Consider the following 14,928-nt stretch of genomic DNA (forward strand, 5'->3'; position numbering starts at 1 on the left):
GCCGACGTGGCAGACGATTCGAAGAGTGACAGCAGAGCAGTGATCGGGTCGTACGTGGCGGTGGGGGACAGCTTCACCGAAGGCGTCGGCGACCCCGGTCCCGACGGGGCGTTCGTCGGCTGGGCCGACCGACTCGCCGTACTGCTCGCGGACCGGCGCCCCGAGGGCGGCTTCACGTACACGAACCTCGCCGTGCGCGGCAGGCTCCTCGACCAGATCGTGGCCGAACAGGTCCCGCGGGTCGTGGCCCTCGCGCCGGACCTGGTCTCGTTCGCGGCGGGCGGCAACGACATCATCCGGCCCGGCACCGACCCCGACGAGGTCGCCGAACGGTTCGAACTGGCGGTGGCCGCGCTGACCGCCGCGGCCGGCCGCGTCCTGGTGACCACCGGGTTCGACACCCGCGGGGTGCCCGTCCTCAAGCATCTGCGCGGCAAGATCGCCACTTACAACGGACACGTCCGCGCCATCGCCGACCGCTACGGATGCCCGGTGCTCGACCTGTGGTCGCTGCGCAGCGTCCAGGACCGCAGGGCGTGGGACGCCGACCGGCTGCACCTGTCGCCGGAGGGTCACACCCGGGTTGCGCTGCGCGCGGGCCAGGCGCTCGGCCTGCCCGTCCCGGCCGACCCGGACCAGCCCTGGCCGCCACTGCCGCCCCGCGGCACGCTGCACGTGCGGCGCGACGACGTGCAGTGGGCGCGCGAGTACCTGGTGCCGTGGATCGGCCGCCGGCTGCGCGGCGAGTCGTCGGGCGACCACGTGACGGCCAAGGGAACGCTGTCGCCGCACGACATCAAGACGTGGCTCGCCTCGGTGGCCTGAGGCCGGCCCGAGGCGGGGCGGGCCGGGTCACCGGCGTCCGCTCGGCGCCCCCTGACGCCGCGTGGACGCCGGGACCGCCCGCTCCAGGCCCAGCTCCCGGGCCAGCGCCTCGTCCACCCACTCCTGCGCCCGGGCCCGCGACACCGTGCCCGTGTACGACGTGAGCTGTACGGCGAGCCCGTCCAGCAGCGCCGTCAGACGCAGGGCGGCGGCGTCCGGCTCGGGGCAGGAGAACTCGCCGGCGGCGACACCCTCGGCGATGACCGCGGAGATCGCCGCCTTCCACTGGCGGTCCAGCTCGCGCGTGACCTCCCGCAGCGCGGGTTCGCGCGGCGCCGCCGCCCAGCCCTCGATCCACAATCGCCAGCCCTTGGCCTGACCGGTGGGCGCGTACCACCGCACGGCCGCCCGCAGGCGGCGCAGCGGCGACGTACGCCGGGCCAGCAGCCGGTGCAGGTGGGCGAGGTCGGCCTCGGCGGCGTGGGTGAACGCGGCGGCGACCAGCCGCTCCTTCGTGGAGAAGTGGTAGAGCACCAGGGCGTTGCTGACCCCGAGCGCGGCGGCCACGTCGGCGATCCGCAACGCCGCCACGCCCCGCGCCGAAATCTGCTCGATGGCCGCGCGCAACAGCTCCTCGCGCCGCTCCGCCACGCTCAACCGGACTCTCCCCACGCCCGTCACCCTATACAGGCACTCCGGAGCGCGGCGACGCCCTCGTGGTCAGGTCCGGGCCGGGAACACGGGTGTGACCTCCGTCGTTCGAGGTGACGTAGGACGGGATGACCGTCATGAGAACCCGCACCACTCCACCTGGAGGTACCGTGGCCGCTTTCCGTTCCCCGAGTCCCGGGTTCAGCGTGCCGCGGCCCGCCGCCTTCGGCGTGGCCCCGGGCGGCGAGCGCATGGCGCGCATCCGCAGATCGCCGAACTTCCGCGACGGCGTCTTCCAGAACCCCGGCGGTACCGCCAGGATCCGGCCCTCCGGCTCGGCCGCCGAGTTCGCGAAGATCTACTTCGACAAGGAGGCGCGTCGCCGCCGGGCCCCGCAGGGTTCGATCCCGGTGCACGCCACCACCCTCGCCGACCTCGCCCGGCCGTCGGCCACCGGGCTCCGGCTGACCTGGATGGGTCACTCCAGCGTGCTCGCCGAGATCGACGGGCAGCGGGTGCTCTTCGACCCCGTGTGGGGCGAGCGCTGCTCCCCCTTCCCCTTCGCCGGCCCCAGGCGCCTGCACCCGGTCCCGCTGCCCCTGGCCGCCCTTGGGCCCGTCGACGTCGTCGTCATCTCGCACGACCACTACGACCACCTGGACATGCCCACGATCAAAGCACTGGCCGGCACGGACACCGTGTTCGCCGTGCCGCTGGGCGTCGGCGCCCACCTCGAACACTGGGGCGTGCCCGCCGACCGGCTGCGGGAGCTGGACTGGCACGAGTCGACCCGCGTCGGCGGCCTCACCCTCACCGCCACTCCGGCCCGCCACTTCTGCGGGCGCGGGCTGCGCAACACCCAGCACACCCTGTGGGCGTCCTGGGTCGTCGCCGGCGAGGAACACCGCGTCTTCCACAGCGGGGATACCGGCTACTTCGACGGCTTCCGCGAGATCGGCGCCGCGCACGGCCCGTTCGACGCCACGATGATCCAGCTCGGGGCGTACGCCGAGTTCTGGCCGGACATCCACATGACCCCCGAGGAGGGCGTCCGCGCCCACCTCGACCTCCAGGGCAGCACGCCGCACGGCGCCCTGCTGCCGATCCACTGGGGCACCTTCAACCTGGCGCCGCACGCGTGGGCCGAGCCGGGGGAGTGGACGAAGGACGCGGCCGCGGAGGCCGGTCAGGCGGTGGCCTTCCCGCAGCCGGGCGAGCCGTTCGAACCGGCGGGGGAGCTGCCGACGGAGGCGTGGTGGCGGGCGGTGTCGGTTCCGCTCGCCCGCCCGTGGCGCCGTCCCCGACTTGCCGAGGGCGTGGCCGAGTCGAGCAACAGTGCTCTCGACCTTGCGGGTGAGCGCTGACGTCGGCCGGGGGCGAGCTCGGGGAGAGGCACCCGTCCGACTCGGGCCGCGCTCAAGTCGGTGCGCGGCCGGTCCGGACGGCGTCCCGGTCCACGTGGCGCCCGAGCTCCGGAATCGCACCTCTACCTGCGCTCGCGCAACCGGAACGCCGGTCGGCCCGAAACGCCGGCCGCTCGACGGCCCGAGGTGCCGGCCGCCCGACGACGCGACGTGACCCCATGGCCCACGTGTCAGCCGAGGGCCTCGGCCGCTTTGGTCATCGGCCCGCCCGCGTCACCGGTGTTCATCGTTCCCTTCGGTTCGAACAGCAGGATCGCGGTCTCCTCGTCCGCCACGGGGCAGTGTTCGACCCCACGGGGAACCACGAACAACTCGCCAGGCTCCAGGACCACATCGGTGTCCCTGAGCTGGATCCTGAGCCGCCCGCTGATGACCAGGAACAGTTCGTCGGTGTCCTCGTGGGTGTGCCAGACGAACTCCCCCTTCAGTTTGGCCACCTTGACCTCGTAGTCGTTGACCACAGCCACCCGCTTCTGTGACCACAGCTCGCTGAACCGCGCCAGCTTGTCGGCGAGGTTGACGGGCACAACAGACCTGGACATACGGCATCCTTCCTCAGGGCCGGTCAACCGGGGCGCCTCCTCGGACGCCCTTCGGCCGGCTTCACGAGCCTGCCGCGTTCGGGCGGTGCCGGTCTTGTACGTTCCTGGCATGACCGGACACCGACCCCGCGCGTCCATCAGCGCCTGGCGGCCCAAGGTCCCAGGCATTTCCGAGGTCTTCCACGCGCACTTCACCGACCACGCGTACCCGGCCCACACCCACGGCACGTGGGACCTGATGATCCTCGATGACGGTGCGGTCGACTTCGCACTCGACCGCCGCCGTCATGGGGCGACCGGCAACTGTTCCCACAGCGATCCGCGCGGCGCACGGAGCAGAACAGCCCGGATCCTTTGCCGAGTCGTCGGCACGGATCGGTATGACGCCCGGTGGGGCCGCACGGCGAGACGGCCGGGGCACCGTCGCGAGCGGGCCGGTCCGCGAGGCGTTACGGAGCGGTGGGCGGGTGCGGGGAGCGCAGGACCAGCAGGGTGATCTCGCTGGGGGCGAAGACGCGGAACGGCGGGCCCCAGAAGCCGGTGCCGCGGCTGGTGTAGAGGAGGGTGCGGGCGCCGTGCCGGCTGAGGCCCGCCAGGGCGGGCTGGTCGAGGCGGACCAGGTGGTGGAAGGGCCAGATCTGGCCGCCGTGGGTGTGGCCGGAGAGCTGAAGGTCGACGCCGGCGGCGGCAGCCCGGTCGACGAACTTGGGCTGGTGCGCCAGGAGCAGGACGGGCAGGTCGGGGTCGGCGCCGCTCAGGGCTCCGGCGAGGTGCGCGCGGTGGCCCGGCAGGCCGGAGGACTCGGCGGTGACGTCGTCCACGCCGGCCACCACGAGGGTGTCGCCGCCGCGTTCGAGCAGCAGGTGCCGGTTGCGCAGCGGCTCCCACCCCAGCTCGTCCATCAGGTCGACCCAGCCCTGGGCCTCGCTGTAGTACTCGTGGTTGCCGGTGACGTAGACCCGGGCCCGGGTGGCCCGCACGGTACCGAGCGGGGCGGCCTGGGCGCGGCGCTGTTCGGCCGTGCCGTCCGCCATGTCGCCGGTGTGGCAGACCAGGTCGGCCTCCAGGGCGTTCACCGTCTCGCACACCCGAGCCGACCAGCGGGCGCGGTCGAGCGGGCCGTAGTGGGTGTCGGTGACGAGGACGACGCGGGTGCCGTCCAGCCCGGCGCCCAGCCGGGGGAGTGGCACGTCGAGTCGGCGCACGCGTGGCACGCGCCGGGCCTCGGCGTAGCCCCAGACGAGCAGGACGGCGGACACGCCGAGGACGGCCCAGGTGACGATCCGGGCGCGGTCCTGGCTCTCCCCGACGCCGGCCACGGTCAGGGCGAGCCGCAGGAGGACACCGAGCACCACGGACCAGGTGAACAGGACCCAACTGCTCCCCAGCAGGGTGTCACCGATGATCGCCGCCCGGTCCTGCCCACGCCGTCCGTGGCCGCGCACCATCGCGAGCGGCATGCCGACGAGCCCGAGGGCGAACAGGGCGGTGCCGGCCAGCGTGACGGGCAGTGGCCAGTGCTGGCCGCCGTGCAGGAGCACCCAACAGGGCACGGCCCACAGGAGGACGGGGGCGGTGAGGGGGAGGTAGCGCATCAGGCGGTGCAGTCGGCTCTGCCGCGATGCTCGCGCTCCGTCCTCGGCCGGCCGGGTGTCGCTGGTGTCGGTCACGCTTCCCTCCCCGACGGTGCTGCTCTCCCGCGCACTGTATCCGGTCGTTCCGGGGCCGGTCGGGGGGCGTTGCGGAGAGTGTCCCGTGAGGCGGCTCAGGGGCTGGGGGAAGGCATCAGGGGCTGCCGGGCAGCAACGAGGCGTCGGTGGTCACGGCCCGCAGCCGGCCCAGGACGGCCCGGGCCGCCTTGTCGTAACTGGTGAACTCGTTGTGCAGCACCGACTCGGCGTTCGCCATCTCCAGGAACGCCACCAGCTCGAAGGCGAGTTGGGAGACGTCCGTCCCCTCCGCGATCTCGCCGGCCTGCCGGGCCTCGAGGGCGGTGCGCTCCACGTGCGCGAGCCAGTCCGTCCGGGCGCCCGCCAGGGCGTCGTGGACCTTGCCCTCGCGGGCGTCGTACTCGGCGGTGGTCGAGTAGAAGAAGCAGCCGCCGGGGAAGACGCGGTCGCGCGAGTAGGCGAGCCAGCCGGTGCACAGGCGCCACAGCCGGCCGACGCCGGGCGGCAGGTCGCGGGCCGGCCGGACCACGACGTCCACGTACACGTCGATCGCCGCGCGGACGGTGGCGAGCTGGAGCTCCTCCTTGGAGCCGAACAGGGCGAAGACACCGCTCTTGCTCAGCTCGAGTTCGCTCGCCAGGCGCCCCAGGGACAGTCCCTCCAGACCCTCGACCGAAGCGGTCTCCACGGCGCGCTCAAGGATCAGCTGACGGGTCTGGTTGCCCCGGGCGATCCGGCCGTCGATACGTTCAGTCGTGCCCATGCCCTGCCTGCCCTCCCGGGTGCGACCCCCTCGGTGCCGATGAGGTCGCCCGAGTGTAGCGAAGGGGCGGACGCCCGTGCGGTCAGTGTTGTGGCAGGTGGGACGGGCCGGGCCCGTGCTCGACGAAGTCCACCGCGGCCCGTACGACCTCGGGGTCGCCCAGGATGCGCCGGTGCCCGAGTCCGCTGGTGACCACCAGGCGGGCACGCTCGCCGAAGGCGCCGGACAGCCGCCGCCCCTGCTCGACCCCGATCCGGGTGTCGTCCTCGTCGTGGACGACCAGCAGCGGCGCGTTCACCTCCTCGGCGGTGTGGATCGCGGAGAAGGGCGACCGGCCCGCAGGGAGATCGGGGAAGAGGCGGCTCGCCGTCCGCCGGTGCAACTCGGCCTTGAGCCGCGGACTCAGCCCCAGCGCGGTGGCGAACTCGTCGACCAGGTAGCCGAAGTCGCAGACTCCGCCGATGCTGACGACCCGCTCCGCCTTGACCCCGTGCCGCAGCGCGAAGAACGACGCCAGTGCGCCCAAGGAGTGGGCCACCAGGCCGTCGAACGCTCCGTACCGCTCGTGCAGCGCGGTGAGGACGGTGCGGTAGTCAAGGATGGTCGCGCTGCGGCCGGATGCGGCGCCGTGCCCGGGCGCGTCGAACGCGACGACGCGGTAACCCCGGTCCAGGAACGCGGTGACCAGGTCGGACAGCCGTGATCCGCGCGACTGCCATCCGTGCACGAGGACAACGGTGCGCGCGCCGTCGCCCCACTCGTACGTCACGGCGTGCTTGCCGCCCAGCTCCACCCGTCCGAGGTGCGCCCGCTCGATCAGCTCCCGTTCGGCGGGCCGGACCGTGCTGCGTGCGAGGGGCATGTGGAACAGGGCGTACGCGGCCGCACCCGCCGGCCGGCGGGCGACGCGGGAGAGGGTGTTCAGGACGGCACCCGGCACTGTCCGGCTGAGCTTCATGTCCGCTGCTCCTTCATGGGCACGAGAGGGCTGTTAAATTAGCACGAACGACCGTGCACATTTATTGGAAGAGGAGTCGCCGTGACGGACACCATCTGGTTCGCGCCCTGGCGGGACGGTCCGGTGCCGGACGCGGGCGCCGGTGCGTGCGGCGGGCCGGCGCGGCACGTCGTCGTGAGCGTCACCCAGTTCGCCCCCGCCAGGCCCTGGGCGGCGCCCGGTGTCGCCCTGGCCGGACTGGCCCTGCGCAGGGACTGGCGGCACGTCGAGGGTGCGCTCGGGCTCTGGCTCTGGGCCGCGCCCGACCTGCTGCGGCCCCGCTCGGGCTCCGTGACCCTGTGGCGGCACGAGGACGACCTGGGCAACTTCGTGGCGAGCCCCCGGCATCGGCGGATCGTGCGCGCCTACCGCGACCGTGGTGCCCTGCGCTCCACGACCTGGCACACGGACCGCTTCGATCCGGAAGCCGCCCGGCGAACCGCGCGGTCCCTGATCGCGCGGTGGGGCCGGTCCGCGGCGGAGGCGGGGGGCTGAGCGATCACGGTCCCCGTCTCGGTTTCGCTTTCGGTCACCGACAGTGACTGTTTCTGATCGAGTCCGACCAGATTTTCGCCGTGCCGGAACGCTTGCGTATCCGACTTATCGGTCTGTCGTACGAGGGCTCATACCAGAGCGGGACGTTGTCCGAGGGACTTTGGCAACTGCCCACCGCACATGAGGGCCAGGCGACTACTGTCAGTGTCCGTCGGGCGACGTAGGGCCGACGGACCAGTACACGGACCAGTACGAGGACACCGATGTCTCACCTCCGCGCCCCGGCCGCGCGAGCAGACCGCCGTGAGGGCGGGCGGCACGGCCGGCCGGCCCCACGTACCACCGCCGCGCTGCCCGAGACCCACATACGGTCCCAGCTCGTCAGGCTCGCGGTCCTGCCGCCGGTCGCGGTCGCCCTCAGCGCCTGCGCGGTCGTCCTGGTCACCGTCCGGTCCACCGGCGTCCGGCCCGGGCCCGTTCTGTGGGGCGTGCTCGCCGGGGCCGTCTCGGTCACCGTCGCGGCCGTGGTGATCGCCGCCGTCGCCGCCGACCGCGCCGCCCGGTCCGTGCACGACCGCGTCGGCGCGCTGCGTCGCAGCACCGCGCGCCAGGAGGGCGATCTGCGTGCCGTCGTCGAGGCGTTGCGCCGCGGCGAGTCCCCCGCCCCGCGCAAGCCCCGCGGTGGACCGCCGGACGACGCCGACGACTTCGAGCTGCTCGCCGCCGACCTCTCCCGCGCCCACGACGGTGCCGTCACCGCCGTGGTCAGGGCGGCCCAGCTCTCCAGCCAGGCCGGGAGCGAACAGAAGCTGGAGGTCTTCGTCAACCTCGCCCGGCGCCTGCAGTCCCTCGTGCACCGGGAGATCTCCATCCTGGACGAGCTGGAGAACGAGATCGAGGACCCCGACCTCCTCAAGGGCCTCTTCCACGTCGACCACCTCGCCACCCGCATCCGCCGCCACGCCGAGAACCTCGCCGTGCTCGGCGGTGCCGTCTCCCGCCGCCAGTGGAGCAACCCCGTCGACATGACCGAGGTGCTGCGCTCGGCCATCGCCGAGGTCGAGCAGTATTCGCGGGTCCGGCTGGTACCGCCGGTCGACGGCACGCTGCGCGGCCACGCCGTGGCCGACGTGATCCATCTGCTGGCCGAACTCGTCGAGAACGCCACCCTGTTCTCCGCCCCGCAGACCCAGGTGCTGATGCGCGCCAGCCTCGTCACCTCGGGGCTCGCCGTCGAGGTCGAGGACCGCGGGCTCGGCATGCCCGTCGGCGAACAGGAACGCATGAACGCCCTGCTCGCCGACCCCGACCAGGTCAACGTCGCCCGCCTCCTCGCGGACGGGCGCATCGGGCTGTACGTCGTCTCCCAGCTCGCCAAGCGGCACGGGATCACCGTGCGGTTGCAGACCAACATCTACGGCGGTGTCCAGGCCGTACTGGTCGTGCCGCAGGCGCTGTTGGGCGCGGGGCAGGGCGCCCTGCCCGGGGGCGCCGTCAGGCCGGGGCACGTCGCCGGGACCGAGCCGGTGCCCCCGGCGCCCCTCCCGCAGCAGGCGCGGGCCGTGGCCGCCGCGGTACCGGAGACGGTCCCCGAACCGTCCGTGCGGGCCGTGCCGACTGCGCCGGCCGCGTCCGCGGTGCCGATGCCCGTCGCACCAGTTCCCGCCCCTGCTCCAGTGCCCGTTCCCGTGGCGACCGAGCCCGGCCAGGAGGGCGGGGCCGACGGCGCACCCGTACCGCTCCCCGTGCGTGGCACGCACCGGAACCGTCCCACCCCGGCAGCCGCCGCACCCGGGGTGCGGCCCGACGACCGGGACGTCCTCGCCGAACACGCGAACACCCCGCCCGTCCCGCGGCACAGCGCGGTGCGCGGCACCATGGGGAAGCCGCAACTGCCCCGCCGCCGCGCCCAGGAGCACCTCGCGCCCCAGCTGCGCGGCGGCCCCGCGCCGCGCCAGGAACCCGAGCAGTACACCGGCCACGACCCGGGCCTGATGGCGGCCTTCCAGCGTGGCATCGGCCTCGCGGAGGCCCAGCAGCGCACGGAACCGGCGCCCCTGGCACCGACCCTCGCCGACCCGGGCGCGACAGCCGAATGACCACCACCACCCCCACCCCCAGGAGTCGATCCACCATGGCGAGCGACGCGCCGACCGGCCAAGTGTCCGACCTCGACTGGCTGATGAGCGGCCTCGTCCAGCGTGTGCCGCACACCAGCAGCGCCGTGCTGCTGTCCGCCGACGGACTGGTGAAGTCCGTCCACGGCCTCGACGCCGACAGCGCCGACCACATGGCGGCCCTGGCCTCCGGCCTGTACTCCCTCGGCCGCAGCGCCGGCGTCCGCTTCGGCGACGGCGGAGACGTACGGCAGGTCGTCGTCGAACTCGACACGACCCTGCTCTTCGTGACCACCGCGGGCTCCGGCACCTGCCTCGCCGTGCTGGCCGGCCGCGAGGCCGACGCGGCCGTGCTCGGCTACGAGATGGCGATGCTGGTCAAGAGCGTCCGCCCCTACCTGGTCACCGCGCCCCGGCAGTACGCCGTCGAACCCCCGGCGATGAGGCCTTGAGGGTGGCCGCGGCCGGCGACGGGCCCTGGCTCGACGACGCGGCCGGACGGCTGGTGCGCCCCTTCACCGTCAGCAACGGCCGTACCCGGCCCACCGTCGCGCTGGACCTGATGTCCCAGGTCATGGCCACGGGGGCGACCCCCCTCGGCTACCTCGGACCCGAGCACACGCAGGCGCTCGACCTGTGCCGGGCACCCCTCCCGGTCGCCGAGCTCGCCGCCCGCCTGCGGCTCCCGGTGGCGGTCACCAAGGTGCTGCTCTCGGACCTCGTCGACTGCGGCGCGCTGACCACCAAACCCCCCGCCGCGTTCCACCACAACCCCACGGACCGGGCCCTTCTGGAGGCAGTGCTCGATGGACTACGACGACAGCTCTGACTACGCACACGGCGAAGGCGCCGACCCGTTCCCCACCGCCCTGAAGATCCTCGTGGCGGGCGGGTTCGGCGTCGGCAAGACGACCTTCGTCGGCGCGGTCAGCGAGATCGCGCCGCTGAGCACGGAGGAACTGCTCACCACGGTCAGCGCCGCGACCGACAACCTCGACGGAATCGAGAACAAACTCGAAACGACCGTGGCCATGGACTTCGGCCGCCTCACCCTCGACCCCGAACACGTCCTGTACCTGTTCGGGACGCCGGGACAGGAACGCTTCTGGTTCATGTGGGACGAGCTGTGCGAAGGTGCGCTCGGGGCAGTGATCATCGCCGACACCCGCCGCCTGGAGGAGTCCTTCGCCGCCGTCGACTTCTTCGAGGAGCGCGGACTGGGCTTCGTCGTCGCGATCAACGAGTTCGACGGCTCCCACCGCTACGACCCCGAGGAGGTGCGCGCGGCCATGGACCTCCACCCCGGGATCCCGATCGTGCGCTGCGACGCCCGGATCTCCAGTTCCGGCGTACAGACGCTGCTCACCCTGGTACGCCACCTCATCGCCCACACCCCGGCCCCCGCCCCGGGGTTCGGTGCCGGAGCCCGCCCATGAGCTACGACCCGCCCCGCCCGGCCGGACGTCTGCTGCTCACCCCCGAGGACCGGGAGGCCCCCGAGCGGGTACGACGGCTGCGCCGGCTCGGCCTCGCGGAACGGGCCGACCCGGCCCTCGACGCCTTCGCCACGCACCTCGCCGGCCTCGCCGAGGCGCCGTACGCGATGGTCAACTTCCTGGTGGAGGGCGGGCAGTTCTACGCGGGCCTGCGGGTGCCGGACGTGCCTCCGGTGACCCGGGGGGACGGCACCGGTCCCGACTTCGGCCGGGTCCAGCCACGGGACCACGGCTTCTGCCCGCACGTGGTGGTCCGGCGCAAGGCGCTGGTCCTCGAGGACGTGCGCGACTACCCCCGCTTCGCGGGCAACCCCGTCGTCGACACGTTCGGCATCCGCTCCTACCTCGGCGCCCCGCTCATCGACAGCACGGGGACGGTCCTCGGCACCGTGTCCGCCTCCGACGTGCGGCCCCGGACCTGGGGGACCGCGGGCCTGGCGACGATCAAGTCGACGGCGGCCGACCTCGTACGGCGCATCGAGCGCAGCGCGGAGGACGGGCTCCCGCTGTGAGCCGCGGGCGAGCGCGCGGCGCGTGGCCGGTGCTCACGGGGCGCGTGGCCGGCGTCCGCGGCGGACGCGTGAAGGAAAGCTGCGGCCGGGCTTAAGAAAGGCTCGATGGACCGGAGGCGGTGTCGTACGGCAGATTGCTGTGCGATTCCCCTCCCCTTCCCGGACGCGGGCCGCTTCGGCATGCCACCGCCGGGACCTCACCCGTCAGGAGCCGTAGCGTTGAAGGCGCTGGTCAAGGAGAAGGCGGAGCCCGGCCTGTGGCTCGCGGACGTGCCCGAGCCCGTCGTCGGACCCGGTGACGTACTCATCAAGGTGCTGCGCACCGGCATCTGCGGCACCGACCTGCACATCCGGGCCTGGGACGGCTGGGCGCAGCAGGCCATCCGCACCCCGCTCGTCGTCGGCCACGAGTTCGTCGGCGAGGTCGTCGGCACCGGGCGCGACGTCACCGACATCAAGACCGGCGACCGGGTCAGCGGCGAGGGCCACCTGGTGTGCGGCAAGTGCCGCAACTGCCTGGCCGGACGGCGCCACCTGTGCCGGGCCACCGTCGGCCTCGGCGTCGGGGGGGACGGGGCGTTCGCCGAGTACGTCGCCCTGCCCGCGTCCAACGTGTGGGTGCACCGCGTCCCCGTCGACCTCGACGTCGCCGCGATCTTCGACCCGTTCGGCAACGCCGTGCACACCGCCCTGTCCTTCCCGCTGGTCGGCGAGGACGTCCTCATCACCGGCGCGGGACCCATCGGCCTGATGGCCGCCGCCGTGGCCCGGCACGCCGGCGCCCGCAACGTCGTGATCACCGACGTGAGCGAGGAGCGGCTGGAACTCGCCCGCAAGGTCGGCGCCAGCCTCGCCCTGAACGTCTCGGACGCCACCATCGCCGACGGACAGCGCGAACTGGGCCTGCGCGAGGGCTTCGACATCGGCCTGGAGATGTCCGGCCGCCCCGAGGCGATGCGCGACATGATCGCCAACATGACGCACGGCGGCCGGATCGCCATGCTCGGCCTGCCCGCCGAGGAGTTCCCGGTCGACTGGGCCCGCATCGTGACCTCCATGATCACCGTCAAGGGCATCTACGGCCGCGAGATGTTCGAGACCTGGTACGCCATGTCCGTACTGCTCGAAGGCGGGCTCGACCTCGCCCCGGTGATCACCGGCCGGTACTCCCACCGCGACTTCGAGGCCGCGTTCGCCGACGCGGCGAGCGGCCGCGGCGGCAAGGTCATCCTCGACTGGACCGCGTAAGTCATCTGCTTTCTTAGGAGCTTCTGAGATGTTCGACTCCGTGCGCGACGACCTGCGCGCCACCCTCGACGAGATCCGCGCCGCCGGCCTGCACAAGCCCGAGCGCGTCATCGGCACCCCGCAGTCGGCGACCGTCGAGGTCACCGGCGGCGGCCGCCCCGGCGAGGTCCTCAACTTCTGCGCCAACAACTACCTGGGCCTGGCCGACCACCCCGAGGTGGTCGCCGCCGCCCACGAGGCGCTGGACCGCTGGGGCTACGGCATGGCGTCCGTGCGCTTCATCTGCGGCACCCAGGAGGTGCACAAGGAACTGGAGGCCAGGCTCTCCGCGTTCCTCGGCCAGGAGGACACCATCCTCTACTCCTCCTGCTTCGACGCCAACGGCGGCGTCTTCGAGACCCTCCTCGGCCCCGAGGACGCGGTGATCTCCGACGCCCTGAACCACGCCTCGATCATCGACGGCATCCGGCTCAGCAAGGCCAAGCGCCTGCGCTACGCCAACCGCGACATGGCCGACCTGGAGACGCAGCTCAAGGCCGCGGGCGAGGCCCGCCGCAAGCTGATCGTCACCGACGGCGTCTTCTCCATGGACGGCTACGTCGCCCCGCTCGCCGAGATCTGCGACCTCGCCGACCGCTACGACGCCATGGTCATGGTCGACGACTCGCACGCCGTCGGCTTCGTCGGCCCCGGCGGTCGCGGCACCCCCGAGCTGCACGGCGTCATGGACCGCGTCGACATCATCACCGGCACCCTCGGCAAGGCGCTGGGCGGCGCCTCCGGCGGCTACGTCGCCGCCCGCGCCGAGATCGTCGCCCTGCTGCGCCAGCGCTCCAGGCCGTACCTCTTCTCCAACACCCTCGCCCCGGTGATCGCCGCCGCCTCCCTGAAGGTGCTCGACCTGCTGGAGTCGGCCGACGACCTGCGGGTACGGCTCGCCGAGAACACCGCCCTGTTCCGCCGCCGGATGACCGAGGAGGGCTTCGACATCCTCCCCGGGGACCATCCCATCGCACCCGTCATGATCGGCGACGCGTCGCAGGCGGGCCGCATGGCGGAGCTGCTCCTGGAGCGCGGCGTGTACGTGATCGGCTTCTCCTACCCGGTCGTCCCGCAGGACAAGGCCCGCATCCGCGTGCAGCTGTCCGCCGCACACTCCACGGACGACGTCGACCGCGCGGTGGACGCCTTCGTGGCCGCCCGGGAGCAGCTCGCCGCCTAGACCCCCGGTGACCTGAGAGAATCGGTCCCATGATCGAGGCGCGGCGGCTGCACATCCTGCGAGCGGTGGCGGACCACCGCACCGTGACGGCGGCTGCCGCCGCGCTGTACCTCACCCCCTCGGCGGTCTCCCAGCAGCTGACCGCCCTGGAGCAGGAGACCGGGCACCGCCTGGTCGAGCGCGGCGCCAAGGGCGTACGGCTGACCCCGGCCGGCGAGATCCTGCTCAGCCACACCAACGCCGTCCTCGCCCAGCTGGAGCGGGCGGAGGCCGAGCTGGCCGCGTACGGCTCGGGCGAGGCCGGCACGGTCACGGTCGCCTCCTTCGCGACCGGCATCGCCCTCGTCGTCGCCCCCGCCCTTGCCCGCCTCGCCGCGTCGGCGCCCGGCATCCGCATCCGCGTCCAGGACGCCGAGGGCGACGCCAGTCTGCCGATGGTCCTGGACCGGCAGGTGGACGTCGCCGTCGCCGTCGAGTACCGCGGGGCGCCGTCCGCCGACGACCCGCGGCTGACCCACGTCCCCCTGTACGCCGAGCCCTTCGACGCGGTCGTGCCGGTCGCCCACCGCCTCGCCGACGCCGCGGAGGTGCCGCTCGCCGAGCTGGCCAAGGACACCTGGATCGGCCCCTACCCGGGCAACCCGTGCCACGACGTGGTCGTGCTGGCCTGCGAAAGCGCCGGGTTCCAGCCCCGCCTCGAACACTCCTCGGACGACTTCCGTGCCGTGGTGTCCCTCGCCGCGGCCGACGCCGGCGTGGCGCTCGTCCCGCGCTCGGCGCTGCACGGCACCGACCTCACCGGCGTGGTCGTCCGCCCGGTCGACGGGGTCGCGCCCACCCGCCGCGTCTTCGCGGCCGTGCGCCGGGGGGCGGAGGGACACCCGCTGATCCGCCCGGTGCTGGACGCACTGGGCGAGGCGGCACGGACGTGAGGCTTCCGTAACCGGCTCGTCTCACGAGCGGGAT

The 14,928-nt window shown here is 73.2% G+C and carries 17 protein-coding genes; 12 read left to right on the top strand and 5 right to left on the bottom strand.

Translation table 11 applies throughout. The annotated features are described in order from the left end of the window. Positions 1-39: 39 nt before the first annotated feature. Complete coding sequence (locus ACIBCJ_RS00635; protein ID WP_362508302.1) at positions 40-825, top strand: SGNH/GDSL hydrolase family protein; 786 nt, start codon at positions 40-42, stop codon at positions 823-825. Between the two features lie 27 nt (positions 826-852). On the opposite strand, the gene ACIBCJ_RS00640 is transcribed toward ACIBCJ_RS00635, so the two are convergent. Further along, entirely contained in the window at positions 853-1,497 is a 645-nt protein-coding gene (locus ACIBCJ_RS00640) for a TetR/AcrR family transcriptional regulator (protein WP_362508178.1), read from the bottom strand. A 149-nt stretch (positions 1,498-1,646) separates the two neighbouring features. On the opposite strand from ACIBCJ_RS00640, the gene ACIBCJ_RS00645 reads away from it, so the two are divergent. Next, positions 1,647-2,840 (top strand): MBL fold metallo-hydrolase, encoded by a 1,194-nt coding sequence (locus ACIBCJ_RS00645; RefSeq protein ID WP_365978905.1) that lies wholly within the window; start codon positions 1,647-1,649, stop codon positions 2,838-2,840. 230 nt (positions 2,841-3,070) lie between these two features. Here ACIBCJ_RS00645 and ACIBCJ_RS00650 read toward each other — a convergent pair whose 3' ends face one another. Next, positions 3,071-3,442 carry a cupin domain-containing protein gene (locus tag ACIBCJ_RS00650; protein WP_365978904.1) on the bottom strand — a complete coding sequence of 124 codons (372 nt, stop codon included), beginning with the start codon at positions 3,440-3,442 and terminating at the stop codon, positions 3,071-3,073. A 109-nt stretch (positions 3,443-3,551) separates the two neighbouring features. Here ACIBCJ_RS00650 and ACIBCJ_RS00655 point away from each other — a divergent pair, with 109 nt between their 5' ends. Beyond that, complete coding sequence (locus tag ACIBCJ_RS00655; RefSeq protein WP_399281523.1) at positions 3,552-3,938, top strand: AraC family ligand binding domain-containing protein; 387 nt, start codon at positions 3,552-3,554, stop codon at positions 3,936-3,938. Here the strand turns inward: ACIBCJ_RS00655 and ACIBCJ_RS00660 are convergent. The 3 genes from ACIBCJ_RS00660 to ACIBCJ_RS00670 all read right to left on the bottom strand — a co-directional run bounded on the left by ACIBCJ_RS00660 (position 3,892) and on the right by ACIBCJ_RS00670 (position 6,833). After that, complete coding sequence (locus tag ACIBCJ_RS00660) at positions 3,892-5,112, bottom strand: metallophosphoesterase (protein WP_365978903.1); 1,221 nt, start codon at positions 5,110-5,112, stop codon at positions 3,892-3,894. The two genes, ACIBCJ_RS00655 and ACIBCJ_RS00660, sit on opposite strands and share 47 nt — an antisense overlap. 115 nt (positions 5,113-5,227) lie before the next feature. Beyond that, positions 5,228-5,875 (bottom strand): TetR/AcrR family transcriptional regulator, encoded by a 648-nt coding sequence (locus ACIBCJ_RS00665; protein WP_362091258.1) that lies wholly within the window; start codon positions 5,873-5,875, stop codon positions 5,228-5,230. Between the two features lie 82 nt (positions 5,876-5,957). Beyond that, positions 5,958-6,833, bottom strand: coding sequence for an alpha/beta hydrolase (locus ACIBCJ_RS00670; protein WP_365978902.1), 876 nt, complete (start codon positions 6,831-6,833; stop codon positions 5,958-5,960). An 81-nt stretch (positions 6,834-6,914) separates the two neighbouring features. On the opposite strand from ACIBCJ_RS00670, the gene ACIBCJ_RS00675 reads away from it, so the two are divergent. From ACIBCJ_RS00675 to ACIBCJ_RS00715, 9 genes are all read left to right on the top strand, one after another. After that, positions 6,915-7,367, top strand: coding sequence for a hypothetical protein (locus ACIBCJ_RS00675; RefSeq protein WP_365978901.1), 453 nt, complete (start codon positions 6,915-6,917; stop codon positions 7,365-7,367). Positions 7,368-7,630: 263 nt separating this feature from the next. Further along, positions 7,631-9,466 (top strand): ATP-binding protein, encoded by a 1,836-nt coding sequence (locus ACIBCJ_RS00680; RefSeq protein WP_365978900.1) that lies wholly within the window; start codon positions 7,631-7,633, stop codon positions 9,464-9,466. 35 nt (positions 9,467-9,501) lie between these two features. Further along, complete coding sequence (locus ACIBCJ_RS00685; RefSeq protein ID WP_133885223.1) at positions 9,502-9,936, top strand: roadblock/LC7 domain-containing protein; 435 nt, start codon at positions 9,502-9,504, stop codon at positions 9,934-9,936. 2 nt (positions 9,937-9,938) lie between these two features. Further along, positions 9,939-10,313 (top strand): DUF742 domain-containing protein, encoded by a 375-nt coding sequence (locus tag ACIBCJ_RS00690; protein WP_133885222.1) that lies wholly within the window; start codon positions 9,939-9,941, stop codon positions 10,311-10,313. Continuing rightward, positions 10,291-10,920, top strand: a complete 630-nt coding sequence (locus ACIBCJ_RS00695; protein ID WP_362091274.1) for an ATP/GTP-binding protein — start codon at positions 10,291-10,293, stop codon at positions 10,918-10,920. Before ACIBCJ_RS00690 ends, ACIBCJ_RS00695 begins: the two co-directional genes overlap by 23 nt. Further along, positions 10,917-11,492 carry a GAF domain-containing protein gene (locus ACIBCJ_RS00700; RefSeq protein WP_362091277.1) on the top strand — a complete coding sequence of 192 codons (576 nt, stop codon included), beginning with the start codon at positions 10,917-10,919 and terminating at the stop codon, positions 11,490-11,492. The genes ACIBCJ_RS00695 and ACIBCJ_RS00700 overlap by 4 nt, the downstream gene beginning before the upstream one ends. Before the next feature lie 219 nt (positions 11,493-11,711). Then, positions 11,712-12,740 carry an L-threonine 3-dehydrogenase gene (gene tdh, locus ACIBCJ_RS00705; RefSeq protein ID WP_365978899.1) on the top strand — a complete coding sequence of 343 codons (1,029 nt, stop codon included), beginning with the start codon at positions 11,712-11,714 and terminating at the stop codon, positions 12,738-12,740. 28 nt (positions 12,741-12,768) lie between these two features. Then, positions 12,769-13,962: a glycine C-acetyltransferase gene (locus tag ACIBCJ_RS00710; protein ID WP_133885219.1), complete on the top strand. Its 1,194-nt coding sequence runs from the start codon at positions 12,769-12,771 to the stop codon at positions 13,960-13,962. A gap of 29 nt (positions 13,963-13,991) precedes the next feature. Then, entirely contained in the window at positions 13,992-14,894 is a 903-nt protein-coding gene (locus ACIBCJ_RS00715) for a LysR family transcriptional regulator (protein ID WP_362091284.1), read from the top strand. The last annotated feature ends 34 nt before the right edge of the window (positions 14,895-14,928 follow it).

Source organism: Streptomyces sp. NPDC051136 (assembly GCF_044455745.1).
GTDB lineage: Bacteria > Actinomycetota > Actinomycetes > Streptomycetales > Streptomycetaceae > Streptomyces.

Coding starts and splice junctions, on each gene's coding strand:
- ACIBCJ_RS00650 (WP_365978904.1), bottom strand. CDS start 3,442: ATGTCCAGGTCTGTTGTGCCCGTCAACCTCGCCGACAAGCTGGCGCGG.
- ACIBCJ_RS00655 (WP_399281523.1), top strand. CDS start 3,552: ATGACCGGACACCGACCCCGCGCGTCCATCAGCGCCTGGCGGCCCAAG.
- ACIBCJ_RS00665 (WP_362091258.1), bottom strand. CDS start 5,875: ATGGGCACGACTGAACGTATCGACGGCCGGATCGCCCGGGGCAACCAG.
- ACIBCJ_RS00670 (WP_365978902.1), bottom strand. CDS start 6,833: ATGAAGCTCAGCCGGACAGTGCCGGGTGCCGTCCTGAACACCCTCTCC.
- ACIBCJ_RS00680 (WP_365978900.1), top strand. CDS start 7,631: ATGTCTCACCTCCGCGCCCCGGCCGCGCGAGCAGACCGCCGTGAGGGC.
- ACIBCJ_RS00685 (WP_133885223.1), top strand. CDS start 9,502: ATGGCGAGCGACGCGCCGACCGGCCAAGTGTCCGACCTCGACTGGCTG.
- ACIBCJ_RS00695 (WP_362091274.1), top strand. CDS start 10,291: ATGGACTACGACGACAGCTCTGACTACGCACACGGCGAAGGCGCCGAC.
- ACIBCJ_RS00700 (WP_362091277.1), top strand. CDS start 10,917: ATGAGCTACGACCCGCCCCGCCCGGCCGGACGTCTGCTGCTCACCCCC.
- ACIBCJ_RS00710 (WP_133885219.1), top strand. CDS start 12,769: ATGTTCGACTCCGTGCGCGACGACCTGCGCGCCACCCTCGACGAGATC.
- ACIBCJ_RS00715 (WP_362091284.1), top strand. CDS start 13,992: ATGATCGAGGCGCGGCGGCTGCACATCCTGCGAGCGGTGGCGGACCAC.